This is a genomic window from Micromonospora sp. RL09-050-HVF-A (assembly GCF_019374995.1).
GTDB lineage: Bacteria > Actinomycetota > Actinomycetes > Mycobacteriales > Micromonosporaceae > Micromonospora > Micromonospora antibiotica.
Genome location: NZ_JAGKQP010000002.1, coordinates 5,331,771 through 5,352,622, shown reverse-complemented (window position 1 = coordinate 5,352,622; position 20,852 = coordinate 5,331,771). Strand labels below are relative to the sequence as shown.

Genomic DNA, 20,852 nt, shown 5'->3' with positions numbered 1-20,852 from the left:
TACCGGCGGGCGGGTCGGGGCAGGTCACCCGGTGCCGGCCACCACCACCGGTCGGGCGTCGGCCCCGGCCCCGGCCACCGGGGTCGGGGTGGCCGGCCTGTCCGCCAGCACCTCGTCGGGGCGCACCCGGGCGAGGTCGCCGTCCCCGTCGACGTACGCCGCATCGTGGTCGTCGGTCCAGACCACCGCACCGCCGATCGCCGGGCCGGCGCCGCGTGGGGCTGGGACGGTGCCGGCCAGGTCGACCAGGATGGCGTCGTCCGATCCGGCGAGTCGGCCGTTGACCAGCAACCAACGTCCGTCGGGAGAGACCGCGCCCCGGCCGTCGGCGGTCGGGGTCACGTCGCACCGGGTGCTCGCCGGGGCCAGGTCGGGGTCGAGCAGGGCCAGGCAGCTCCCGCTGCCGACCCGCACCCGGGCGACCAGCCGGCCGTCCGGCCGGGTCCCGTAGACCTCCTGGACGTCCGGCGCGACGATGCCGGGCGGCCCCGCCGGGCTCCACCGCCACCACAGGTGACCACCCTCGGGGGCGGCCCGCAGCAGGACCCGGTCGCCGACCACCCGGACCGGGACCGCGTCGACGGACGGCCCGGCGACGGAGGCGATGAGCTGCCCGGCCACGATCCCGGCGGCGAAGAGTCGGCCGTCGTCGCGCCAGGCCACCTGCCGGCTGTCGGGTGACAGCACGATCTCGTCGGCACCGGCGAGCAACGCCTGCGGTTTCCCGCCCGAGGGCACCACCCAGAGGGTACGGCCGGCAGCGGTGACCGCCCCGGTCAGCAGCCAGCCGCCGCGGTCGGGCAGGCGTTGCGCGCGTTCGACCGGCCCGATCCCCAGCTCGTACCGCTGCCCGGCGGCGGTGACCAGCGCACCGGCCACGATCAGGTCGACCTCGCCGTCGGTCGGCCGGTCCGCCGGGTGGGGAGCGACCGGGTCGGGGGACAGGGTGGCCACCCCCTGCGGGTCGCCGAGCACGACGGTCGGGGCGGTGGGCTGGTCCGCCTGCCCACCGAGCTGGGTCATGCCGCCGGCCGCCAGGGCGGTCACGATGCTGGCCAGGGTGAGCCCGGCGACCGTGCGCCGCCGCCTGACCCGCCGGGCCCGACCGAGCGCCAACCCGGCCGGGTCGACGGGGAGCCGGTGCGGCACCGCGACCCGCTGGGACAACGTCTCCCGCAGCGCCCGCTCCAGCTCGTCGTCGTGCGTCACGAGGAGTTGACGCCCCGACCCGTCGGTCTGGTTGCCGGGCCGCGACGGTGCGGGCTTCATCGGGTCTCCGTGGCGAGCGGCGCGGTCGGGATCGGCAGGACGCCCGCGCCCACCGGCCGGGGCGACGCCGGGCCGGTACCCGCCCGCTCCCCGGGTACGACGCGCGCCGCGCCGGACCGCCCCGTCCCCGTCCGGGCCGGTGCGCCGGGGCGGGCCGGCATCACCCCGGTGTGGCCCGGCACAGGCTCGCCCGGGGTGCCCGGTGCGGATGTCCGGGTCTGCCCGGTGGTGCGCCCGGGTGACGGCGGCCGGGAGGCCTGAACTGCCCCGGTGGAGGTGGTCCGGGTGGTCGTGGCTGTGGTCGGACGGGTGACCGGTTCGGGGGTCAGGTCGTGCAACGCCTCCGCCCCGAGCCGGCGGCGCAGGGTGGCCAGGGCCCGGGACGTCTGACTCTTCACCGTGCCGGGGGAGATCTCCAGCAGGGCCGCCGTCTGGGCCTCCGACAGGTCCTCGTAGTAGCGCAACACCAGCACGGCACGTTGCCGGGCGGGTAACGCCCGCAGGTGCCGCCAGAGGACGTCGCGGTCGAGCTGCTGCTCGATCTCGTCCACTCCGGCCCGCTCGGGCAGCACCTCGGTGGGCCGCTCACCGTGCCACCGCCGCCGCCACCAACTGGTGGACGTGTTGACCAGCACCCGCCGGGCGTACGGTTCGACCGCCTCGATCCCACCCAGGCGCCGCCAGGCCAGGTACGTCTTGGTCAACGCGGTCTGGAGGAGGTCCTCGGCGGTGGCCCAGTCCCCGGCGAGCAGGTAGGCGGTCCGCAGCAGGGCACTGGAGCGCGCCGCGACGAAGTCACGGAACTCGTCCTCCAGCGGATCCCGGTCGGCCACCGCTCACCTCCGCACGCCGTCCCGCCTGGCAGACTGCCATGCCGGGCATCACCCGGTCGACGGCGGAAGGTGTGCAGTTCGTCCGACGGACGGACGACACGTGTCAGGCGCCGTCGTCGGCCTTGGCCTCGTCGGCCTCCTTGCCCAACCGGGCCTCGACCGCCTGCGGCTCGTACATCTCCTCGACCACCCGCAGGTAGAGCTCGTTCGGGTTGGGCAGGTTCTTGATCTCCCGTAGCGCCTGCTCCTGGCCGGCGGACTCCAGCACGAAGGTGCCGTAGTTGAGTGCCCGGCCGGTCGGGGTCTGCTCGTATTTCATGTCGGTGACCCGGGCCAGCGGCATCATGGCGACCTTGCGCGTGACGATGCCGTTGACCACCATGACCCGCTTGTTGGTCAGGATGAACCGGTCGTACCACCAGTCGGCGACCTTCCAGGCGACCCAGCCCATCACCCCGAACCAGAGCAGCACGGCGATGGTGGTGAGGGCGCCGACGTCCTGCCCGGCGAGGAAGCCGGAGAGGTAGCCGAGGATGAAGGTGGCCGCCACGCCGACGACGATCGGGGTGGCGAGGTGGATCCAGTGCCGCTTCCACTCGCCCCGGTAGCGCTCGGTCGGGAAGAGGTAGCGGGCGACGAGGGAGCTGGGCTCGTCCTCCAGGGGGAGCACCCGGCGGGGGGCCATGCCCTGGGAGTCGGACCGCAGACCGGACAGCTCCTCTTCGGAGATGACCGGCGGTTGGTAGCCCGCCTCCGGATCACGGACCCAGGTCCGCCCCTGACCCCCGAATCCCGGGACGTCGCCGTAGCCGGCGTCGTCCGAGAAGGACGGTCCACTGGCGGGTCCCGCCCCGGACCCGTAGGCCGGCCCGTCGTCGGGTCGGTACCTCGGGATGGGTTCGGTGTCCCGCTCCCGGCGGTCCCGGCCGGGATCGTCCGGGTCGAACGGGGGTCCGGAGGGGCTGCCCATCGGCGGCTAGGCGACGAGGCTCGTGAAGAAGTCACCGAAGCCCTGGGCGATGTCCACGATGCCACCGCCGAGCGACTTGAAGACGTCCGCTGCCGAGTTTGGCCGGTAGGCAACGAAGAAGATCAAGAATGCGATACCGGCCCAGGTGAGGACCTTCTTGACCATAGCGGGCCATCCTCTCGCGCGGCGCCGGGTCCGTTTACCGCAGCGGCACCCAGAGTATCAGCATGATGTCGTAGCGTGAATATCTGCGTCCCATCTCCGACTCACCCGGAGGGCCGTCAAGCCCCTCCGTGCAGGTACGGGGACGGTGCGCCGAACACGAGCTCGGGCGGAGTCCACTCGGTGAGGTCGTGCAGGACGACATCTTCCGCGAGGAGGTGACCCGCGCTCGCCGGCCAGGCTATCGCATGAAGCCACATTCCCCGAGCCTCACCGGCGTACGCGCTTCGATCCGTGGCGGAATTGACCAACCACAGTGGAGTCGGATGACCGCCCGCCCGGATCCGCGCCGGCTCGACGTGCTCGGGATGACCAGGGCCGGGACCCGGCCCGGCCAGCACCTCCGTCAACTCTGGACCGGGGTCCGGACCGGCCAGCCCGGCGAATCGGGTGCCCAGTCCGACCCCGGGCTCCTCCGCCACCAGGACCAGTTCGGCCGGACCGCCACCGAGGGGCGCCGGACCGGCGCACGCGACGGCGGTGGCCCGGACACCACCAGCCTCGTCCCCGGCCCAGGCCACCCCGGTGACCGTCCAGCCGGCCGGCAGCGGCCACGGGCACCACAGCGGCAGCGCGGGCCGCTCTGGGCCACCCTCGGCAGCCACCCGCTCCACCACGCTCGCCACGATCTCGGCGTCGATGTGCTCGGGCACGTGCAGCGGGGCGACCGGCCCACAACGGACGCAGCGCGACTCACCGTGCATCAGGTCCGGTGGGCGCACCTGCCCCGCACACCTCGGACAACTCACCATGACACTCACATCCCCACCGTGGCCCGACGATGCGGGTCCGTCAAGCCGACCCCGCCGACCCGCCGCCACCTTTCCCACTACGGTGTCCCGCCCAGCCGGCGAGGATCGGGGGCAGCCGCCCGGGGCCGGGCCGGCCACGGTCCGACCAGCGGCGTGCCGGTCAGGACGGCGGGGCGGCGGCGTGGGCGCGGATCCAGGCGTGCATGGCGATGCCGCTGGCCACCCCGGCGTTGATCGACCGGGTCGAGCCGTACTGGGCGATCGAGAAGAGCTGGCCGCAGGCGGCCCGCGCGGCGTCGGACAGGCCGGGGCCCTCCTGGCCGAAGAGCAGCACGCAGCGCCGGGGCAGGGTGGTGGTCTCCAGCGGCCGGGAACCGGGCAGGTTGTCGATGCCGACCACCGGCAGGTCGTGCCCGCCGGCCCAGCCGACGAACTCCTCGATCGTCGGGTGGTGCCGGACGTGCTGGTAGCGGTCGGTCACCATCGCGCCCCGACGGTTCCACCGCCGCAGCCCGACGATGTGCACCTCGGCGGCGAGGAACGCGTTGGCGTTCCGGACCACCGTGCCGATGTTGAAGTCGTGCTGCCAGTTCTCGATGGCCACGTGGAAGTCGTGTCGCCGCTCGTCCAGGTCGGCCACGACGGCCTCCCGCCGCCAGTAGCGGTAGCGGTCCACCACGTTGCGCCGGTCGCCCGCCGCGAGCAGCTCCGGGTCGTAGCGTGGGTCGTCCGGCAGGTCGCCGACCCACGGTCCGACACCCACGTCGAGCTGGTCCTCGGTCACGATTGCCAGAGGGTACGGCCCGCCGCCGCCACCGCCGCACGCCACCCCGGCCGACACCACGACGGGTCGGCGGCACCACCGGTCGACGGTGCACCTGTCAGCGCAGGTCCAGGGCGTCGCCGAGGCGGTCCAGGAAGCGCCGGTGGCTCGGTTGCGGGGTGCCGGTCCGGCAGACCCGCACCGCCACCGACTCCACCCACTGCCGGTACGCGGCGGAGTCGGCCGGGTCGGCCCGGCGGCGCAGCACCCGCACGGCGGCCCGGCACACCTGTGGCAGCTCCGCCGGATCGGCGAGCCCGCCGGCCAGGGCAGCAGCACTGTCGGTCGGGGCGGTCGCGCTGCCGGTCGGGGCGGTCGCGCTGCCGGTCGGGGCGGTCGCACCGTCGTGCCGGGCGTAGATCGCGGCGGCCACGGCGCGTACCAGGTCACTGTCGGAGGCCCGACCGGCGGCGACGGCGTCCAGTCCGACGAGACCGGCGGCGACGTCCCGGGCCGGACGACCGGGACCGGGCGACGCGGCGGCCACCAGCACCCGGCCGGGCAGGGTGGTGAGCAGGTCCCACTCGACGGCGGAGTAGGCGGCGGTGGTCAGCGGTGCGGCACGCCGTCCGGCAGAGGGCGGCTCTCCGGCGAGGGAGTGGCTCATCAGGACCTCCGCCGTCAGCATATGCCCACCGCGACGGGCGACGGGCCGGTCCTGCCTCGATCCGCCCCACAGCCGGCCTCGAACCGCCCGGGGCGGGCCTCGAGACACCCGGCGCCGTGGCGGCCGGACCGGAAGACGCCCGACTGGCCCTCGTCGTGGTTGTTGCGGATCTGCGTCCTGCCCGTCGACGGGTGACGACGCCCTGCCGGGCCCTGGCCGACGAGCCGACGGAGTCCGACCCGGCGCGTCTTACCGCCGGTTCCCGCCTTAGCGGTGGTTAAGGAGATGCGGGGGGCGTGGGGGCCGGGGAAATGTCACACCAGGGCCAACCCGGGGGGAGACGCAATGAGCGGCGGGGCCCTCCCCGGCACCCGCCGCCCACGCTCTGATGTCGAAGATTCTGCCCCACCGAAGCGATGAACGGACAGAGACGGAGGTCACATTTATCTTTTCGTAACAATACGGAGAGTCATTATTGATCAACGAGAGAGCGATCTCCGCAGGTGAAGTAGCACCTTGTCAGGCCACAAATCGATGCGTGTTCGCTGGTCCGGGGGGCGATCTCCCTGGAAACGCTCCCATCACGGGCGGTCACGCAAATGCGTCATGCAAGTGCAGTCCGCATGCGCACATCGACCGACGCGGTTCGATGAGCATGATCAGGCCGTCCCGAGCGTGCCGGTTTCGGCGTCCCCCACCCGGGAATTTGCCGGGGTACCACCTGGTTCTACCGGACGGAAAACGCAATCTGCGCTGATCGGAGAGTCCAATGGCAACCGTTGAGCTGACCACGGCCAACTTCGACGAGGTGACCGAGAGCAGCGGCATCGTGCTGGTCGACTTCTGGGCCGAGTGGTGTGGCCCGTGCAAGCGGTTCGCCCCGGTCTATGAGCGTTCGTCGGAAAAGCACCCCGACATCACCTTCGGCAAGGTCGACACCGAGGCGCAGCAGGATCTGGGGGCCAAGTTCGACATCCGCTCCATCCCGACGATCATGGCGATCCGGGACGGCGTGATCGTCTTCGCCCAGCCGGGCGCGCTGCCCGAGTCGGCCCTGGAGAACCTGATCGAGCAGGTCCAGGCCCTCGACATGGACGACGTGCGTAAGCAGCTGGCCAACCACCAGCACTGAGCACCGCACCCACGGCCGGGCCACGTCAGGTCACTTGCGTTCCGGTCGCACACATGTTCGAATAATCGGCATGCGCTGGGATCACCTCTCCGCTCCCCCGGACGAGGAGCATCCCGACCGGGCAGTGCCAGCGACGCCACCCCTGCCGCTGGCGCTGCCCGGAGCGATCGTCCGCACCTTCGACACCCCTGACTTCGCCGGGATGACCTTCTACGAGGTGCAGGCAAAGTCGATCATCAATCGGGTGCCGGGCGAGTCACGGGTGCCGTTCAGCTGGACGATCAACCCCTACCGGGGCTGCACCCATGCCTGTGTCTACTGCTTCGCGCGCAGCTCCCACACCTATCTCGATCTCGACGCCGGGGCGGACTTCGACCGCAAGGTGATCGTCAAGGTCAACGCCGGGGAGCTGGTCCGCCGCGAGCTGGCCGCCCCGCGCTGGCGGGGCGCGGCGATCGCGATGGGCACCAACGTCGACTGCTACCAGCGGGCCGAGGGCCGTTACCGGCTGCTGCCGCCGATCATCGAGGCGCTGCGCGACTTCGCCAACCCGTTCTCGATCCTCACCAAGGGCACCCTGATCCTGCGCGACCTGCCGCTGCTGCGGCAGGCCGCCGAGGTCACCCGGGTCAGCCTGTCGTTCTCGGTCGGCTTCGTCGACGAGGCGCTGTGGCGGGCGGTGGAGCCCGGCACCCCGAGCCCGGCCCGCCGGCTCGACGCGGTGCGCCGGCTCACCGACGCCGGTTTCGAGGTGGGGGTGCTGATGGCGCCGATCCTGCCCGGCCTCAGCGACGACGACGAGTCGATCGACGCCACCGTCGCGGCGATCGCCGCCGCAGGCGCCACCGGCGTCACCCCGCTGACCCTGCACCTGCGTCCCGGTGCCCGCCAGTGGTATGCGTACTGGCTCGGTCGGGAGTTCCCCCACCTGGTCCCCCGCTATCGCGAGCTGTACCGGTCCGGGGCCTACCCGCCGCAGGCGTACCAGCGGGAGGTGACCGCCCGGGTGCGGATCGCGGCTCGCCGGCACGGCCTGCACCAGGGCGGACCCGGCGACACGCGCCGGCCCCCGGACCCGTCGCCCACGCCCACCGGCGAACAGCTCGCCCTGCTCTGACTGTGAGGCTGGCCTGGTCCGTCCGCGACGGTGGCCGCGCCGCCGTGCCCCCACCCGGCGCTGCGCGCAGGATGGTTCTGACCCTCGGAGCTAGGCTCGGCGGATGCGGACCGCCCAGCAGCTCCTCGCCGACTCAGCCGTGATCGCCGTCGTGGGTGCGTCCCGCGACCCGGGCAAGGCCGCACACCGGGTGCCGGCGCAGATGCAGCGGTACGGCTGGCGGATCATCCCGGTCAACCCGACGGTGGACGAGTTGTTCGGTGAGCGGGCGTACGCCTCGCTGGCCGACATCCCGCACCCGGTGGACCTGGTGAACGTCTTCCGACCGGCCCGGGACGCGGTGGAGGTGGTCCGTCAGGCGGTCGCGATCGGTGCTCCGGCGGTCTGGCTCCAGCTCGGCATCGTCTCGGCCGAGGCGCGGCGGATCTCCGAGGAGGCCGGCATCGACTACGTCGAGGACCGTTGTCTGATCGTCGAACGGGCCGCCGCCGGTCTCAGCCGACTCGGCTGAGACCGACGCCGATCCGGAGCCGGACCCGCCGGCGACCCGTCCCGCCAACCGCCGGGCGACCCCGTCCCGCCAACCCCCGGGAAAAGGTGCACCGCTACCGGTAGCGTCCGCAGGAGAAAGGACCATTGAGCTGCGGCGGAAGGCGGACACCGTGAGTACGCCACCGGGGGGACCGGAGCAGCCACCATCGCCGTACGAACCGCCCCGGCCCGACCCGTCGCCCTGGGCGCAGCCCACCGGACCGTCCCCGTCGGGCCACCCGGCCGAACCACCGCCGACCGGTGAGCCGGCCGAACCGCCGCAGTCCGCTCCGCCGACCCCACCGTCCTGGGGACAGCCATCGCCGGACGAGCCACCGCCGTGGGGGCAGCCACCGCAGGACGGGTCGCCGGACCGGACACCGCCGGCTCCCGCTGAACCACCCTGGGGGCAGCCGACGCCGGGCGAACAGCCCTGGGGACAGCAACAGTGGGGGCGACAGCCGTGGGAGCAGCCGGCGTACCCGCCGTCCGGGCAGTACGGGCGGCCCGGCGGTGAAACCAACGTGCTGGCGATCCTGTCCCTGGTCCTCGCCTTCGTCTTCGCCCCGGCCGGCATCGTCCTCGGCCACCTGGCCAAGCGGCAGATCCGCCGCACCGGCGAGGCTGGCGACCAGCTCGCCACCTGGGGGCTGGTCCTGGGCTACGCGTTCACCGTGATCGGGGTGCTCGTCTGCTGCGGCTGGCTGGCCCTCGTCGTGTGGGCCGGCGCCAGCGGCAGCAGCGACACCGGGTACTGATCAGCGGAACTGCGCCTCCCGGACGCTGTTGCCGCCGTCGACCACCAACATCTGCCCGGTGATGTACGACGCCGCCGGCGAGCAGAGGAAACTGATCGCGGCGGCCACCTCGTCGGGGGTGCCGGGGCGGCCGACCGGGGTGCCCAACCCCTGCTTGATCTCCGCGATCGTGGACGCCGCCGTGTAGATCGTCCCCGGGGCCACCGCGTTCACCGTCACCCCGTCGGCGATCATCTCCATCGCCAGCGCCCGGGTCAGCCCGACCACCCCCGCCTTGGCCGCCGCGTACGCCGCCTCGGTGGGCAGCGCCTTGACCGGCCCGGCGGTCGCCGAGAGGTTGACGATCCGCCCCCAGCCCCGTTCGGCCATCCCGCCGATGAAGGCCCGGCTGCACAGGAACGCGGTGGTCAGGTTCCGGTCGATCTCGCCGCGCCACTCGTCATAGCTGAGCTGGGCCACCGGACGCAGCACCTCGGGGCTGGCCCGGCTGGCCAGGCCGGCGTTGTTGACCAGCACCTCGACGTCACCGAGCTGCTCGGCGACCGCGTCGGCCAGTGCACCGACCTCGGACTCGTCGGTCAGGTCGGCGACGAAGCCGGTCACGCCCAGTTCCCCGGCCCGGTCGTGGATGCGCCGGGTGGTGGAGACGATCGCCACCCGGGCACCCAGGTCGGCCAGTCGGCGGGCGGTCGCGTACCCGATGCCGTCCGCGCTGCCCGCGCCGGTGACCAGCGCGACCCGGCCGTCCAGCCGCATGGTCACCGGGTCGGCCACCGGCACCGGCTCGTCCTGGCCGGCGTCGCTGCCGCCGCCGACGGCGCGGGTGCGCCGGGCCAGGCCGGGACGGCTCACGTCCCGCCTCGGTCGGCTGCCGGATCGGTCGGCCCCACGTGCGTCGATAGCCATGCCGCGATCCTGCCCGCTCGGTGCGACGTGGGCAACGAGCCACCACGGGCGGACCCCACCGCTGTTGCACCCTGGCTACCCTGACGGCGCACCTACATGCGACGGAGAAGATCAGATGACCTACCCCCCGCCCTCGGACGGCTGGCAGGACCCGGCATGGTCGGGCCACCAGCCCGATCCGACACTGCCGGCCAGCGGCCCACCGGTTTCCGCCCAACCGATCGGCAAGGACCCGTACGCCCCGGCTGACCCGTACGCGGGTGCGCCGCTCATCCCCGGCCAGGCCGGCCCGGTCGACCCGTACGCTGCCGCAGCCGCCTACCCGCAACCGTCCGGTTACCCGCAGCCGGCCGGGTTCCCCGGCTACGGCGGCTACCAGCCCCCGCCCCCGCAGAGCGGCCTCGCCATCGCCTCGATGATCGTCTCGATCATCGGCGCGATCGGCCTGTGCGGTTACGGGCTCGGCGGCTACATCGGCATCATCGGCGCGATCCTCGGCCACGTGGCCCGCAAGCAGATCAGGGAGCGGGGCGAGGGCGGCGCCGGCTTCGCCACCGCCGGCATCGTCGTCGGCTGGATCTCCACCGTCATCGCGGTGCTGGCCACCATCGCCCTGGTGGTCTTCTTCGTCTGGCTGGCCAACCAGGAGTCGACGACCGGCTACGGCACCAGCTACTGAGCAGCGGGGCCGCCCCGGGACCCGGGGCGGCCCACCGGGTCACTGCCCCGATGGGGTGACGTGCGGGTGCGGGTCGACCCGGCCGGGACCGCCAGGGCGTGTCGGTGTTCGCGGACCCGCAGGAGCGGCGGCGTCGATGGCCCGCACGGCGCTGGACATGACAGGGACCCGACGGTCCCCGGGGCTTGGTGACCTCGCGGTAACCTCGTGCCGTGACCGGGGTGAACGGACCTGTGGAAGATCTCGCCGGGCGGCGGACCGTGGTGGTGACCGGGGCCAGCTCCGGCATCGGCCTGGCCGCCTCCGTGGCGCTGGCCCGGCGGGGCGACCGGGTGGTGCTGGTCGGCCGGGACCCGGCCCGCCTCCGGGCCGCCGGTGACCGGGTACGCGAGGCGTCCGGCGAGCGCCCCGAGCTCTTCCGCGCCGACTTCGCCGTGCTGGACGACGTACGCGGGCTCGCCGAGCGGCTGCGGGCGGCGTACGACCGGATCGACGTGCTGGCCAACAACGCCGGGGCGATCGTGTTGGAGCCGCTCACCACGGTCGACGGGTTCGAGCTGTCGATCCAGGCCAACCACCTGGCCCCGTTCCTGTTGAGCAACCTGCTGATCGACCGGGTCGGCCGGCTGGTGGTGACCGCCTCCGGTGCGCACCGCAGCGGGACCCTCGACCCCGACGACCTCAACGCCGCGCTGCGCCGTTACCGGCCGATGCGCGCGTACGGCACCAGCAAGCAGGCCAACATCCTGTTCGCCGCCGAGGCGGCCCGACGCTGGCCCGACGTGCCGGCGTACTCGTTCCACCCGGGGGTGGTGCGGACCCGGTTCGGCGCGGACAGCAGGCTGGTCGCCCTCGGCATGCGGGTGATGCCGTTCCGCAGCCCGGAGAAGGGCGCAGAGACCCTGCTCTGGCTCGCCAACCAGCCCGCGTCCCGGCTGGTCGACGGGGGCTACTACGCCGACCGGCGACTGCGCCGCCCCTGGCCGAGAGCGGCCGACCCGGCCCTGGCCGCCCGCCTCTGGACCGCCAGCGCCACCGCCGTCGGCCTCGCCGCCTGACGGGGCCCCACACCAACTGCTGCGCCCCGGGACCGACGTGGCCGTCCCGAGATGCTCGGGGCGCCAGGGCGAAGGCGTCTACGTGAAGGCGGTGCCGGCAGACTGATCCCATCCGTCGAAACGAGCAGGCCCTGCGAGACACCCTGTTCTGTGGAGATCTCCTGCTGCTGGAGCGACAACAGATCTCCACGATCCTGATGTTCTCCTTGGCCCCGGCGACGCGTTGCTCGACGGTCCGCCGGGGCCCTGTTCGCGGCGTGCTCGGCAGGTGCCGGCGGTCGCTACAGTCGGGTCATGGCGCGTCACGTGCGGGTTGCGTATCCAGTGGCACTGCTGATCCTGGTCGTCGTCGGATTGATCGCGGATCTGCCGGTCTGGCAGGCGGCGCTCGTGGGGGCGGTCGCGATGACGCCGATCCTCCTGGTCGACCTCATCCTGACTCGCCCCAGCAGGAGCGCATGATCGGGCGTGGGCAGTAGGCGAGGACGCCGCCACCCGGCCGGCCAACGGTGGCGTGGGCGACCGCCCCGCGCCGCCGGGGTGGTCCTCACTCGACGACGTGGACCGGGACGGTGGTGACCACCACGCCGGGCAGCGCCCGCAGGGCCCGGCGCAGCCGTTGACCGGTGCGGTTGTGCAGCAGGCGGTGCCACGGCCGGCGCAGCAGCACCTCCGGCACCACCACGGTCAGCACCAGCTCCGGCGCGGCGACGTGCAACGCCGCCAGGTAGTGCGCCAACGGCCCGACCACCGCCCGGTAGGGCGAGACGATCGTCTCCAGCCGCACGTGGTCCCCCCAGGCCCGCCACTGCTCCCGGAACCGGTCCGCCTCGGCGTCCTCCGGAGCGAGGTGCACCGCCAGCGTCGGCCGGCCCAGCGACACCGCGTACGCCAGGGCACGCATCGAGGCCCGGTTGAGGCGTACCACCGGGACCACCACCAGGTGCCGCAGCTCCTGCGGCAGCTCCTCGCCCTCGACGGACCTGCCCGCCGGAGGCCGGGGCGGCCCGACCCCGTGCCCCGTCCCGGAGGGCGGCGGGCCCCCTCCCGCCACCGGCTGCGGCCCCGCCCCAGGCTCCGCAGCTGCCGGCGGGGCTCGCAGGGCCAGGGCGGTGTGCAGGTCGCGGTAGTGCCGGTGGATCCGGCGGAAGAGCAGCACCAGCAGCGGTACGGCGACGACCACCACCCAGGCGCCCTCGGTGAACTTCGCCACCGCCGCGGTCAGCAGCACCAGGCCGGACAGGACCGCGCCCACCCCGTTGACCAGCGCCCGACGCCGCCAGCCGGCGTCCCGGTGCCGCCGCCAGTGCACCACCATGCCGCTCTGCGACAGGGTGAAGGCGAGGAACACCCCCACCGCGTACAGCGGGATCAGTTTCTCGGTGTGCCCGCCGAACGCGACGAACACCACGATCGCCGTCCCGGACAACGCCACCAGGCCGTTGCCGAACGCCAGCCGGTCGCCCAGGTGCAGGAAGCGGCGCGGCGCGTGACCGGCGCGGGCCATGAAGAACAGCAGCCGGGGAAAGTCGTTGAACGCGGTGTTCGCCGCCAGCAGCAGGATCAGCGCGGTGGTCGCCTGGACGACGGCGTACCAGGGGCCGGTCGGGAAGGTGACCCGGGCGAGCTGGGACAGCAGCGTCTCACCGGGGCGGGGCACCAGACCGGCCAGGTGGATCAGCAGGGTCAGCCCGGCGAAGAGGACCACCAGCATCGCCACCATCCAGCCCAGCGTGGTCCGCGCGTTGCGCCACTCCGTCGGGCGGAACGCCGGGACCGCGTTGGAGACCGCCTCGATGCCGGTCATCGACACCGCCCCGGAGGCGAACGCCCGCAGCACCAGCAGCAGGCCCAGACCCTCTGCCGCCGGCACGACCGGCGGGGCCACCGGTGTGAACCCCCGGCCGGCCGCCCGCAGGTAGCCGACCACCAGCAACCCCAGCACGGCGACCACGAAGGCGTACGTGGGCAGGACGAAGATGTTGCCGGCGGTGCGTACCCCGCGCAGGTTGCCGGCGAGCAGCACCAGGATCACCAGCACCCCGAGCGGCACGGTGAACGGCGTCAGCCCCGGCAGCGCCGAGGTGACCGCGTGCAGGCCGGCGGCGATCGACACCGACACGGTCAGCACGTAGTCCAGCATCAGCCCGGCGGCGGCGGTCAACCCCGCCCCGACCCCCAGGTTGTCCCCCGCCACCAGGTACGACCCGGCCCCGTGCGGGTACGCCGGGATGGTCTGCCGGTAGGAGATCCCGACGGCCACCATCAACAGCACCAGCCCGGCCGACAGGGGCAGCGCCAGGCCCAGCGCCCCGCTGCCGGCCAGCACCAGCACGGTCAGCAGCGCCTCCGGCCCGTACGCCACCGAGCTGAGCAGGTCGGAGGAGAGCACCGGCAGGGCCACCAGTTTGCGCATCCGCTCGTGCAGCACGGCAGCGCTGGCCAACGGTGGGCCGAGCACCACCCGCCGGACCCGGCCCAGCCGTCGGCCGAGGTGGGAGTCGGGGCGGTTCGCCGGTTCGGCGGCGATCAACCCGTCCCGCCCGTCCCGGCCACCCGGCTCCGGCTCGAACAGCGCGATCGGGGCCAGTCGGCTGAACCGGCCCGGGGCGGGACGGTTCCGGTAGCGGTCCAGCGTCGGGTCGACCGGCAGGGCGGGCCGGCTTCCGGTCCGCCAGTGCGCGCCGACCCGGCGCAGGGTGTCCACCTCGGCGGGGTCGAGCGGCGGGAACTCGGCCGACGGGGTGACCACGGTGCCGCTGCGGTCGTCGTCCACGTTGCGCCCCGACATCGCCCCACCTCCCCCCGCACTCTCACGCGTGCCGGGGTCCCCTGCCCGTGGTTTGGGCGGAATCGCTCAGGAGGGCGGGGCGGCGTCGGCGGGGACCGCCGGCGGGGCGGGGCGACGGCCGGCGCGGGCCCCGCCGAGCACCACCACGGCCACCCCGGCGAGCAGCAGCGCCAACCCGGGCAGGGCGAACGGGCGCGGCAGCTGCCCCAGCCAGGCCCAGGCGATCAGTGCCGCACCGGGCGCCTCCAGCAGGATCAACACGCTGATCGTGGTCGCCGACACCCGGCGCAGCGCGTGGTTGAACATCGAGTGGCCGAGCAGTTGGGCCCCCACCACCAGCCCGGCGATCGCCAGCCAGGTGCTGGTGCCGTAGCCGTGCAGCCGTACCCCGCCGGCCAGGCAGACGACCAGCAGGATCACCGCGCACACCCCGTAGCAGATGGTGGTGTAGGTGGCGGTGCTGATGGTGGCGCGGGCCCGTTCGCCGAAGGCGGTGTAGACGGCGGCGAACATCCCGCCGACCACCGCGAGCAGGTCACCGGCGAAGGCCCGGCCGGAGACGCCGACGTCCGCGCCGGTCGCCAGCACCGCGCCGGTCACCGCCAGCCCGATACCGACCCAGACGGCGTACGGCAGCCGCCGACCCTGCCAGCGGGCGATCAGCCCCTGCCAGACCGGCTGGGTGGCGCCCAGGGCGGTGGCCGCCGCGACCGAGGTGAGCTGGGCGCTCGGCATCCAGGTGGCGAAGTGCGCGGCCAACGCCACCCCGGACAGCACGCAGTACCAGCCCTCCCGACGGCCCGCCCCGACGGTCAGGGTGCGCAGCTCGGCCCGCCGGCGGACCAGCGTGAACGGGACGAGCACGGCGGCCGAGAGCAGGTTCCGCCACGCTGCGACGGCCAGCGCGGGAGCCGCCGCGAAGGCGATCAGCGGGGCCGACGACGAGACCGAGGCGACGGCGATCGCGAGCACACCGACGGTCAGCGGATCGACAGGTGGGCGCGGGTGCGGGGCAGCGGAGGACACGGTGCGTCATCCTCACACGGGCGGCGTCGCGGGTGTGGACGCCGGGCGGTGGGTCAGCGGCGGCGGACCCGGTGCAGGCGGAACGGCTTGCGGGTGGCCCGGACCACGGCCGCGCCGCGCGGCTCGGCGGCGAGGGAGGCGTCCGGCAGGGCCGGCCCGGCGTCCGGCGGGCCGTCCGGGGCGAGGCGGGTCAGCGCGCAGCCGTCGGCCGCCCAGCGGGCCACCAGGTCGGCGGTCGGGCCGGAGGCGTTCAGCCGCTTCGCCGCCACCAGCGGTGCCGACGTCTCCCACTCCGGGGTGCCCGGGGCCAGCCGGGTCACCCGGGCCGGCCAGGTCACGATGCGTCCGCCGTGGTCACCGCGCAGGGTCACCCGGGCGGCGTCGGCGTCGGCCAGGCCCGGCGCGGTCTGCTCCCCCGGCCCGCTGACCACGAACAACGCCCCCTCCAGGGGTACGCACCACAGTGCGGTCGCCGGCCCGTCCGCGACGCCCACCCATGCCACCGCGGCCTTCTTCATCGCCTCGTCGACCAGTGGCGTCGACCGGGAGGCAGCCACCTCGTCCGTCACACCCGCATCCTCTCGCAGCTCCCACCCGACCGCGGTCAGCCCACGAACGGTGGGACGACGATCTCACCCCGGGCCACCGGCATCACCTGGCCGGCCACGGTCGTCCCGACCGCCATCCCGCCCTCGGCGGTCACCGTGCAGGTCAACGCGGACGGGCGGCCGATCTCCGCGCCCTGCCGGACGGCGTACCCGCTGCGCCCCTCCCCGGGGAGCAGACCGCTGGCGACCAGCCACACCCCCAACCCCAGGGCGGCCGAGCCGGTGGCCGGGTCCTCCGGGATGCCGAGGCCGGGCACGAATACCCGGGCGTGTGCGGTTTGCGTGTCGGCGTCCCAGGAGAAGACGCTGACGTGTTCGACTCCGTACCGCTGGGCCGCCGCCGCGTTGACCCGGGCGCGGGCCACCGCGTCCGGACGCACCGGGAGGTAGGGGAACTCCAGCCCGCAGCCGGCCACCCGGGGGCCGGGCCGGTGTGGTCGTCGGCGGTGAGCCCGGCCATTTCCAGCAGCGGCTCGGGATCGAGTTCCGGTCCGAGGGTGGGGGTGCCGCCGGTCAGGGTGGCTCCCGTCGCGGTCACCTCGAGGGGGAGCACCCCGGCGTGGCACTCCTGACTGACCGACCCGACCCCGAACAGCCCCCGGCGACCGGCGGTGACCGCCGCGCCCACGCTGGGGTGCCCGGCGAACGGCAGCTCCTCGGTCGGGGTGAAGATCCGGGCCCGGTAGGTGGCGCCCACCTGGGTCGGCGGCAGCACGAACACCGTCTCCGACAGGTTGAACTCCATCGCCAGCGCCTGCATCTGCTCGGTGGCCAGCGCTTCGGCGCCGAACACCACGGCCAGGGGGTTGCCGGCGAACGGGCGGTCGGTGAAGACGTCCACGATCTCGTAGGCCAGGGTCGACATGGTGATAAACACTAGGCGCTTAGGCTGGTGGCCGTGAGTACGCCGAACCGGGTCTACATCGCTCGACTCGCCGGAGTCGCCGTCTTCGACCCGAACGGCGACCAGGTGGGGCGGGTTCGCGACGCGGTCGCCCGGATCCGGCCGACCCAGCGCCCGCCCGAGGTGGTGGGGCTGGTGGCCGAGATGCCGATGCGCCGCCGGATCTTCCTGTCCATCAACCGGATCACCTCCATCGACCCCGACGCGGTCGTCCTCGGCAGCGGCACCCTCAACCTGCGCCGCTTCTCCAAACGCCCCAACGAGCTGCTCGTCCTCCAGGAGCTGCTGGACCGGCGGGTGCAGCTCGACCCGGGCGGCCAGCCCGGCGCGGTGGTGGACGTGGCGATGGAGCGCAGCCGGGGCGGCGAATGGGCGCTGTCCCGGGTCGCCGTCCGCGAGCAGACCAGCCGGTTGACCCGCCGTGGCCACCTGCACCAGGTCGACTGGGACCGGGTACGCGGGCTGAGCGGCATCGCCGACAACCGGGGCACCGCCAACCTGCTGGCGGTGCTGGAGGACATGCGCCCCGCCGACCTGGCCAACGCGCTCCAGGACCTGCCCGACGCCCGGCGCAACGAGGTCGCGGCGGCCCTCGACGACGAACGCCTCGCCGACGTGCTCGGCGAGCTGCCCGAACGCGACCAGGTGGAGATCCTCGCCGCACTGGATCGGGAGCGGGCCGCCGACGTGCTGGAGGAGATGGACCCGGACGACGCCGCCGACCTGCTCAACGAGCTGCCCCCGCCCGAACAGGACGTGCTGCTCGACCTGATGGAACCGGACGAGGCCGACCCGGTCCGCCAACTGCTCAAGTACACCTCCGGTACGGCGGGCAGCGTGATGACCTCGGAGCCGGTGATCCTGCCGCCGGACGCCACGGTCGCCGAGGCACTGGCCCGGATCAGGGAGGAGCAGCTCTCCCCGGCGATCGCCGCGCAGGTCTTCGTGACCCGTGCCCCGATGACCACCCCGACGGGCCGTTACCTGGGCATCGTGCACTTCCAGCGGTTGCTGCGCGAACCCCCGGCCGACCTGCTCGGCGGGATCGTGATCAACGACATCGACCCGCTGCGCCCGACCACCCCGTTGCCGGAGATAACCCGCCGGATGGCCACCTACGACCTGGTGGCGATGCCCGTGGTCGACCGGAACAACCGGCTGGTCGGCGCGGTCACCGTCGACGACGTGCTGGACCACTCGCTGCCCCGGGACTGGCGGGACCGGGACGCCGTGACCACCCCGTCCGACGACGACGCAGGGTCCTCCGCCGCGGTGGCCGGGCCGACGGGCGGTGGCACCGATGGCTGACCAACGACGGGCCGAACGGCTGGACCAGCCGCGCGAGCCCCGGGGCGTCCAGCTGCCCCGGTTCGACCCGGAGGCGTTCGGGCGCTGGTCGGAGGGGATCGCCCGGGGGATGGGTACGGCGAACTTCATCGTCTACATGACGGTGGTGATCGCCCTGTGGTTCGGCTGGAACACCCTGGCCCCGGCGGACCTGCGCTTCGACCCGTACACCTTCACGTTCCTGACCCTGGTGTTGTCGTTGCAGGCGTCCTACGCGGCCCCGTTGATCCTGCTCGCGCAGAACCGGCAGACGGACCGGGACCGGGTGGCGCTGGAGGAGGACCGCCGCCGGGCGACCATGCAGAAGGCGGACACCGAGTACCTGGCCCGGGAGGTCGCCGCGCTGCGGATCGCCCTGGGCGAGGTGGCCACCCGGGATTTCCTCCGTTCCGAGCTGGTCCGGTTGGCCGAGGAGCTGGACGCGGCGGCGCAGCGCCGGCAGAAGCGGGAGTTGCGGCAGCTGGACCGGCCTAGCGCACGCCCCGGAGGTGGTGAGGGACGATCCGGGGGTGAGGGACGCTCCGGGGGTGGTGAGCCGCCGCTCGACGAGCCCCGGGACGATCTCGACGGCGACTACGTGCGCGACGGCCACCGCCCGGAGAGCTGAGCCCGCGACGCCGGACCGGCACGGGTGGGCTGGCGGCGGCCCCGACCGGGGGTCGACCCCGCGTCGGTGACCCGCTTGTCGCGGGCCGGAGCGCCAGCGGGCCCCGTACCTGATCGTCCAGGTTTGTCCGTGGAGCGGGGCGGGCCGGACCGACCGATCGATTCGCTCACACCCGGCCCCGCTGCCGGCGGTCGTCCCGCCCGGCCGACGTAGCATTGCCCGCATGTCAGCTCCCGTCAGCACCCTCTCCGACGCGATCCAGGCCGCGCTGGCCACCGTCAACGACCCGGAGATCCGCCGGCCCATCACCGACCTCGGCATGGTCCGCTCCGCCGAGATCGGCGAGGACGGCGTGGTCCGGGTCGGGCTGCTGCTCACCGTGGCCGGCTGTCCGCTGAAGGACAAGCTGCGCGGGGACATCACCGCCGCCGTCGGCGCGGTGCCCGGGGTGACCGGCGTCGAGATCGACTTCGGGGTGATGAGCCCGGAGCAGCGGCAGGAGTTGCAGGGCAAGCTGCGCGGCGGCAGCACCGACGAGGCGGTGATCCCGTTCGCCCAGCCCGGCTCCCGCACCCGGGTCTACGCGGTGGCCAGCGGCAAGGGCGGCGTGGGCAAGTCCAGCGTCACGGTCAACCTGGCCGCCGCGCTGGCCGCCCGGGGCCTGTCCGTCGGTGTGGTCGACGCCGACATCTACGGCCACTCGGTGCCCCGGATGCTCGGCGCGGACGGCAAGCCCACCCGGGTGGAAGACATGATCATGCCGCCGCAGGCGAACGGCGTGAAGGTCATCTCGATCGGCATGTTCACCCCGGGCAACGCGGCCGTGGTATGGCGCGGCCCGATGCTGCACCGGGCGTTGCAGCAGTTCCTCGGTGACGTCTACTGGGGTGAGCTGGACGTCCTGCTGCTCGACCTGCCCCCGGGCACCGGCGACATCGCCATCTCGGTCGCCCAGCTGCTGCCGAACGCCGAGATCCTGGTGGTGACCACCCCGCAGGCCGCAGCCGCCGAGGTCGCCGAGCGGGCCGGCGCGATCTCCCTGCAGACCCACCAGCGGATCGTCGGTGTCATCGAGAACATGTCCTGGCTGGAGCTGCCGGACGGTTCCCGGATGGAGGTCTTCGGCGCCGGTGGCGGCCAGGAGGTGGCCGAGTCGCTGACCCGGACGATCGGCGCGCAGGTGCCGCTGCTGGGGCAGATCCCGATGGACACCCGGGTCCGTGAGGGCGGCGACGCCGGCATCCCGATCGTGCTGTCCGCACCGGACGCGCCCGCCGCGAAGGCGCTGCGCCAGGTCGCCGACCGGCTGGCGGTACGTCGCGAGTCGCTGCTCGGCAAGCCGCTGGGTCTCACCCCCGCCGGCCGCTGACCACACCCGCCCCGGCGGGCAGGGGTGGTCCACTCATGTGAGCCGATGTTGCGGTGTCCCCGGCCGGGGACACCGCAACCGGCCCGGCACCGAGTGGATCAGAACGTCAGGTGGCGTCGTCGTAGCTGGGGCGGGGGGCCGGCGCGGGAGCAGGAACGGCGGCGGTGCTCGTCGCGGTGCTCCGCCGGACGGCGGCGCGCGGGTCGACCCGGTCGGCGATGTCCTTGAGTTCCTCGTGCACCCCGGTGACATCCGCCCGCAGGTTGTCGTAGACACCCTGGAGGGGCTTGCGGATCGCCTGCTCGTCCTCCTCGCTGAGGAGGTGCTTGCGGATGAACGCCTTCGGGTGCAGATCCTCCAGCTGGATGTCGGTGCCCAGCTCACGGCTCAGGTCACCCGTCGCGTTGCGGGCCATGTTGCGCAGGTTGCGCACCATCCGCAGGCCGTCGCTGATGACGTTGGGCAACCGGTCCCCGAAGATCAGCAACGCCAGGAGCAGCAGTACGCCGATCTCCCACCAGTTCAGGTTGTCGAGCACCGCGG

General features: G+C 73.6%; 22 protein-coding genes and 1 pseudogene. 10 read left to right on the top strand and 13 right to left on the bottom strand.

From position 1 onward, the window contains the following. Positions 1 to 24: 24 nt before the first annotated feature. The 7 genes from J7462_RS23805 to J7462_RS23775 all read right to left on the bottom strand — a co-directional run bounded on the left by J7462_RS23805 (position 25) and on the right by J7462_RS23775 (position 5,497). A complete protein-coding gene (locus tag J7462_RS23805; RefSeq protein ID WP_219466830.1) occupies positions 25 to 1,269 on the bottom strand; it encodes a hypothetical protein in 1,245 nt (414 codons plus the stop codon). Further along, positions 1,266 to 2,102: a SigE family RNA polymerase sigma factor gene (locus J7462_RS33020; protein WP_308291009.1), complete on the bottom strand. Its 837-nt coding sequence runs from the start codon at positions 2,100 to 2,102 to the stop codon at positions 1,266 to 1,268. Before J7462_RS33020 ends, J7462_RS23805 begins: the two co-directional genes overlap by 4 nt. A gap of 103 nt (positions 2,103 to 2,205) precedes the next feature. Further along, positions 2,206 to 3,072: a PH domain-containing protein gene (locus J7462_RS23795; protein WP_219466827.1), complete on the bottom strand. Its 867-nt coding sequence runs from the start codon at positions 3,070 to 3,072 to the stop codon at positions 2,206 to 2,208. A 6-nt stretch (positions 3,073 to 3,078) separates the two neighbouring features. Further along, positions 3,079 to 3,237, bottom strand: a complete 159-nt coding sequence (locus tag J7462_RS23790) for a hypothetical protein (protein ID WP_165942702.1) — start codon at positions 3,235 to 3,237, stop codon at positions 3,079 to 3,081. A 116-nt stretch (positions 3,238 to 3,353) separates the two neighbouring features. Next, entirely contained in the window at positions 3,354 to 4,046 is a 693-nt protein-coding gene (locus tag J7462_RS23785) for a DUF6758 family protein (RefSeq protein WP_308291127.1), read from the bottom strand. Between the two features lie 160 nt (positions 4,047 to 4,206). Beyond that, positions 4,207 to 4,830, bottom strand: a complete 624-nt coding sequence (locus J7462_RS23780; protein ID WP_219466824.1) for an RNA methyltransferase — start codon at positions 4,828 to 4,830, stop codon at positions 4,207 to 4,209. Positions 4,831 to 4,927: 97 nt separating this feature from the next. Beyond that, a complete protein-coding gene (locus J7462_RS23775) occupies positions 4,928 to 5,497 on the bottom strand; it encodes a hypothetical protein (protein WP_219466821.1) in 570 nt (189 codons plus the stop codon). A 748-nt stretch (positions 5,498 to 6,245) separates the two neighbouring features. On the opposite strand from J7462_RS23775, the gene trxA reads away from it, so the two are divergent. From trxA to J7462_RS33420, 4 genes are all read left to right on the top strand, one after another. Beyond that, positions 6,246 to 6,608, top strand: a complete 363-nt coding sequence (gene trxA / locus J7462_RS23770; protein WP_219466818.1) for a thioredoxin — start codon at positions 6,246 to 6,248, stop codon at positions 6,606 to 6,608. A 70-nt stretch (positions 6,609 to 6,678) separates the two neighbouring features. Then, complete coding sequence (locus J7462_RS23765) at positions 6,679 to 7,725, top strand: Rv2578c family radical SAM protein (RefSeq protein ID WP_219466814.1); 1,047 nt, start codon at positions 6,679 to 6,681, stop codon at positions 7,723 to 7,725. 103 nt (positions 7,726 to 7,828) lie between these two features. Further along, positions 7,829 to 8,236, top strand: coding sequence for a CoA-binding protein (locus tag J7462_RS23760; protein WP_219466812.1), 408 nt, complete (start codon positions 7,829 to 7,831; stop codon positions 8,234 to 8,236). A 544-nt stretch (positions 8,237 to 8,780) separates the two neighbouring features. Continuing rightward, complete coding sequence (locus tag J7462_RS33420; protein WP_308291008.1) at positions 8,781 to 9,014, top strand: DUF4190 domain-containing protein; 234 nt, start codon at positions 8,781 to 8,783, stop codon at positions 9,012 to 9,014. Here J7462_RS33420 and J7462_RS23750 read toward each other — a convergent pair whose 3' ends face one another. Further along, on the bottom strand, positions 9,015 to 9,851 hold the full coding sequence (locus J7462_RS23750; RefSeq protein ID WP_208570417.1) for an SDR family NAD(P)-dependent oxidoreductase: 837 nt from the start codon (positions 9,849 to 9,851) through the stop codon (positions 9,015 to 9,017). 184 nt (positions 9,852 to 10,035) lie between these two features. Here J7462_RS23750 and J7462_RS23745 point away from each other — a divergent pair, with 184 nt between their 5' ends. The 3 genes from J7462_RS23745 (at position 10,036) to J7462_RS23735 (ending at position 12,119) form a co-directional block, all read left to right on the top strand. Next, positions 10,036 to 10,599, top strand: a complete 564-nt coding sequence (locus J7462_RS23745) for a DUF4190 domain-containing protein (protein WP_208570375.1) — start codon at positions 10,036 to 10,038, stop codon at positions 10,597 to 10,599. 233 nt (positions 10,600 to 10,832) lie between these two features. After that, the gene (locus J7462_RS23740; protein ID WP_219470639.1) at positions 10,833 to 11,657 is read left to right on the top strand and encodes an SDR family NAD(P)-dependent oxidoreductase; all 825 of its coding nucleotides are present in this window, start codon (positions 10,833 to 10,835) and stop codon (positions 11,655 to 11,657) included. A gap of 294 nt (positions 11,658 to 11,951) precedes the next feature. Beyond that, positions 11,952 to 12,119, top strand: coding sequence for a hypothetical protein (locus J7462_RS23735; protein WP_219466801.1), 168 nt, complete (start codon positions 11,952 to 11,954; stop codon positions 12,117 to 12,119). A gap of 85 nt (positions 12,120 to 12,204) precedes the next feature. Here J7462_RS23735 and J7462_RS23730 read toward each other — a convergent pair whose 3' ends face one another. The 4 genes and pseudogenes from J7462_RS23730 to J7462_RS23715 form a co-directional block, all read right to left on the bottom strand. Further along, a complete protein-coding gene (locus J7462_RS23730; protein ID WP_219466799.1) occupies positions 12,205 to 14,448 on the bottom strand; it encodes an APC family permease in 2,244 nt (747 codons plus the stop codon). Between the two features lie 66 nt (positions 14,449 to 14,514). Then, entirely contained in the window at positions 14,515 to 15,474 is a 960-nt protein-coding gene (locus tag J7462_RS23725) for a DMT family transporter (protein ID WP_219466796.1), read from the bottom strand. Between the two features lie 53 nt (positions 15,475 to 15,527). Continuing rightward, positions 15,528 to 15,992: a hypothetical protein gene (locus tag J7462_RS23720; protein ID WP_255598960.1), complete on the bottom strand. Its 465-nt coding sequence runs from the start codon at positions 15,990 to 15,992 to the stop codon at positions 15,528 to 15,530. An 86-nt stretch (positions 15,993 to 16,078) separates the two neighbouring features. Further along, a pseudogene (locus tag J7462_RS23715) lies at positions 16,079 to 16,947 on the bottom strand (PhzF family phenazine biosynthesis protein). A 33-nt stretch (positions 16,948 to 16,980) separates the two neighbouring features. Between J7462_RS23715 and J7462_RS23710 the strand changes: the two are divergent. From J7462_RS23710 to J7462_RS23700, 3 genes are all read left to right on the top strand, one after another. Further along, positions 16,981 to 18,294, top strand: coding sequence for a magnesium transporter MgtE N-terminal domain-containing protein (locus J7462_RS23710; RefSeq protein WP_308291007.1), 1,314 nt, complete (start codon positions 16,981 to 16,983; stop codon positions 18,292 to 18,294). Continuing rightward, positions 18,287 to 18,940, top strand: coding sequence for a DUF1003 domain-containing protein (locus tag J7462_RS23705; RefSeq protein WP_219466790.1), 654 nt, complete (start codon positions 18,287 to 18,289; stop codon positions 18,938 to 18,940). Before J7462_RS23710 ends, J7462_RS23705 begins: the two co-directional genes overlap by 8 nt. 223 nt (positions 18,941 to 19,163) lie before the next feature. Further along, positions 19,164 to 20,309 carry an Mrp/NBP35 family ATP-binding protein gene (locus J7462_RS23700; protein ID WP_208570365.1) on the top strand — a complete coding sequence of 382 codons (1,146 nt, stop codon included), beginning with the start codon at positions 19,164 to 19,166 and terminating at the stop codon, positions 20,307 to 20,309. Between the two features lie 106 nt (positions 20,310 to 20,415). Here J7462_RS23700 and J7462_RS23695 read toward each other — a convergent pair whose 3' ends face one another. After that, positions 20,416 to 20,847, bottom strand: a complete 432-nt coding sequence (locus J7462_RS23695; protein ID WP_219466789.1) for a preprotein translocase subunit TatB — start codon at positions 20,845 to 20,847, stop codon at positions 20,416 to 20,418. Between the last annotated feature and the right edge of the window lie 5 nt (positions 20,848 to 20,852).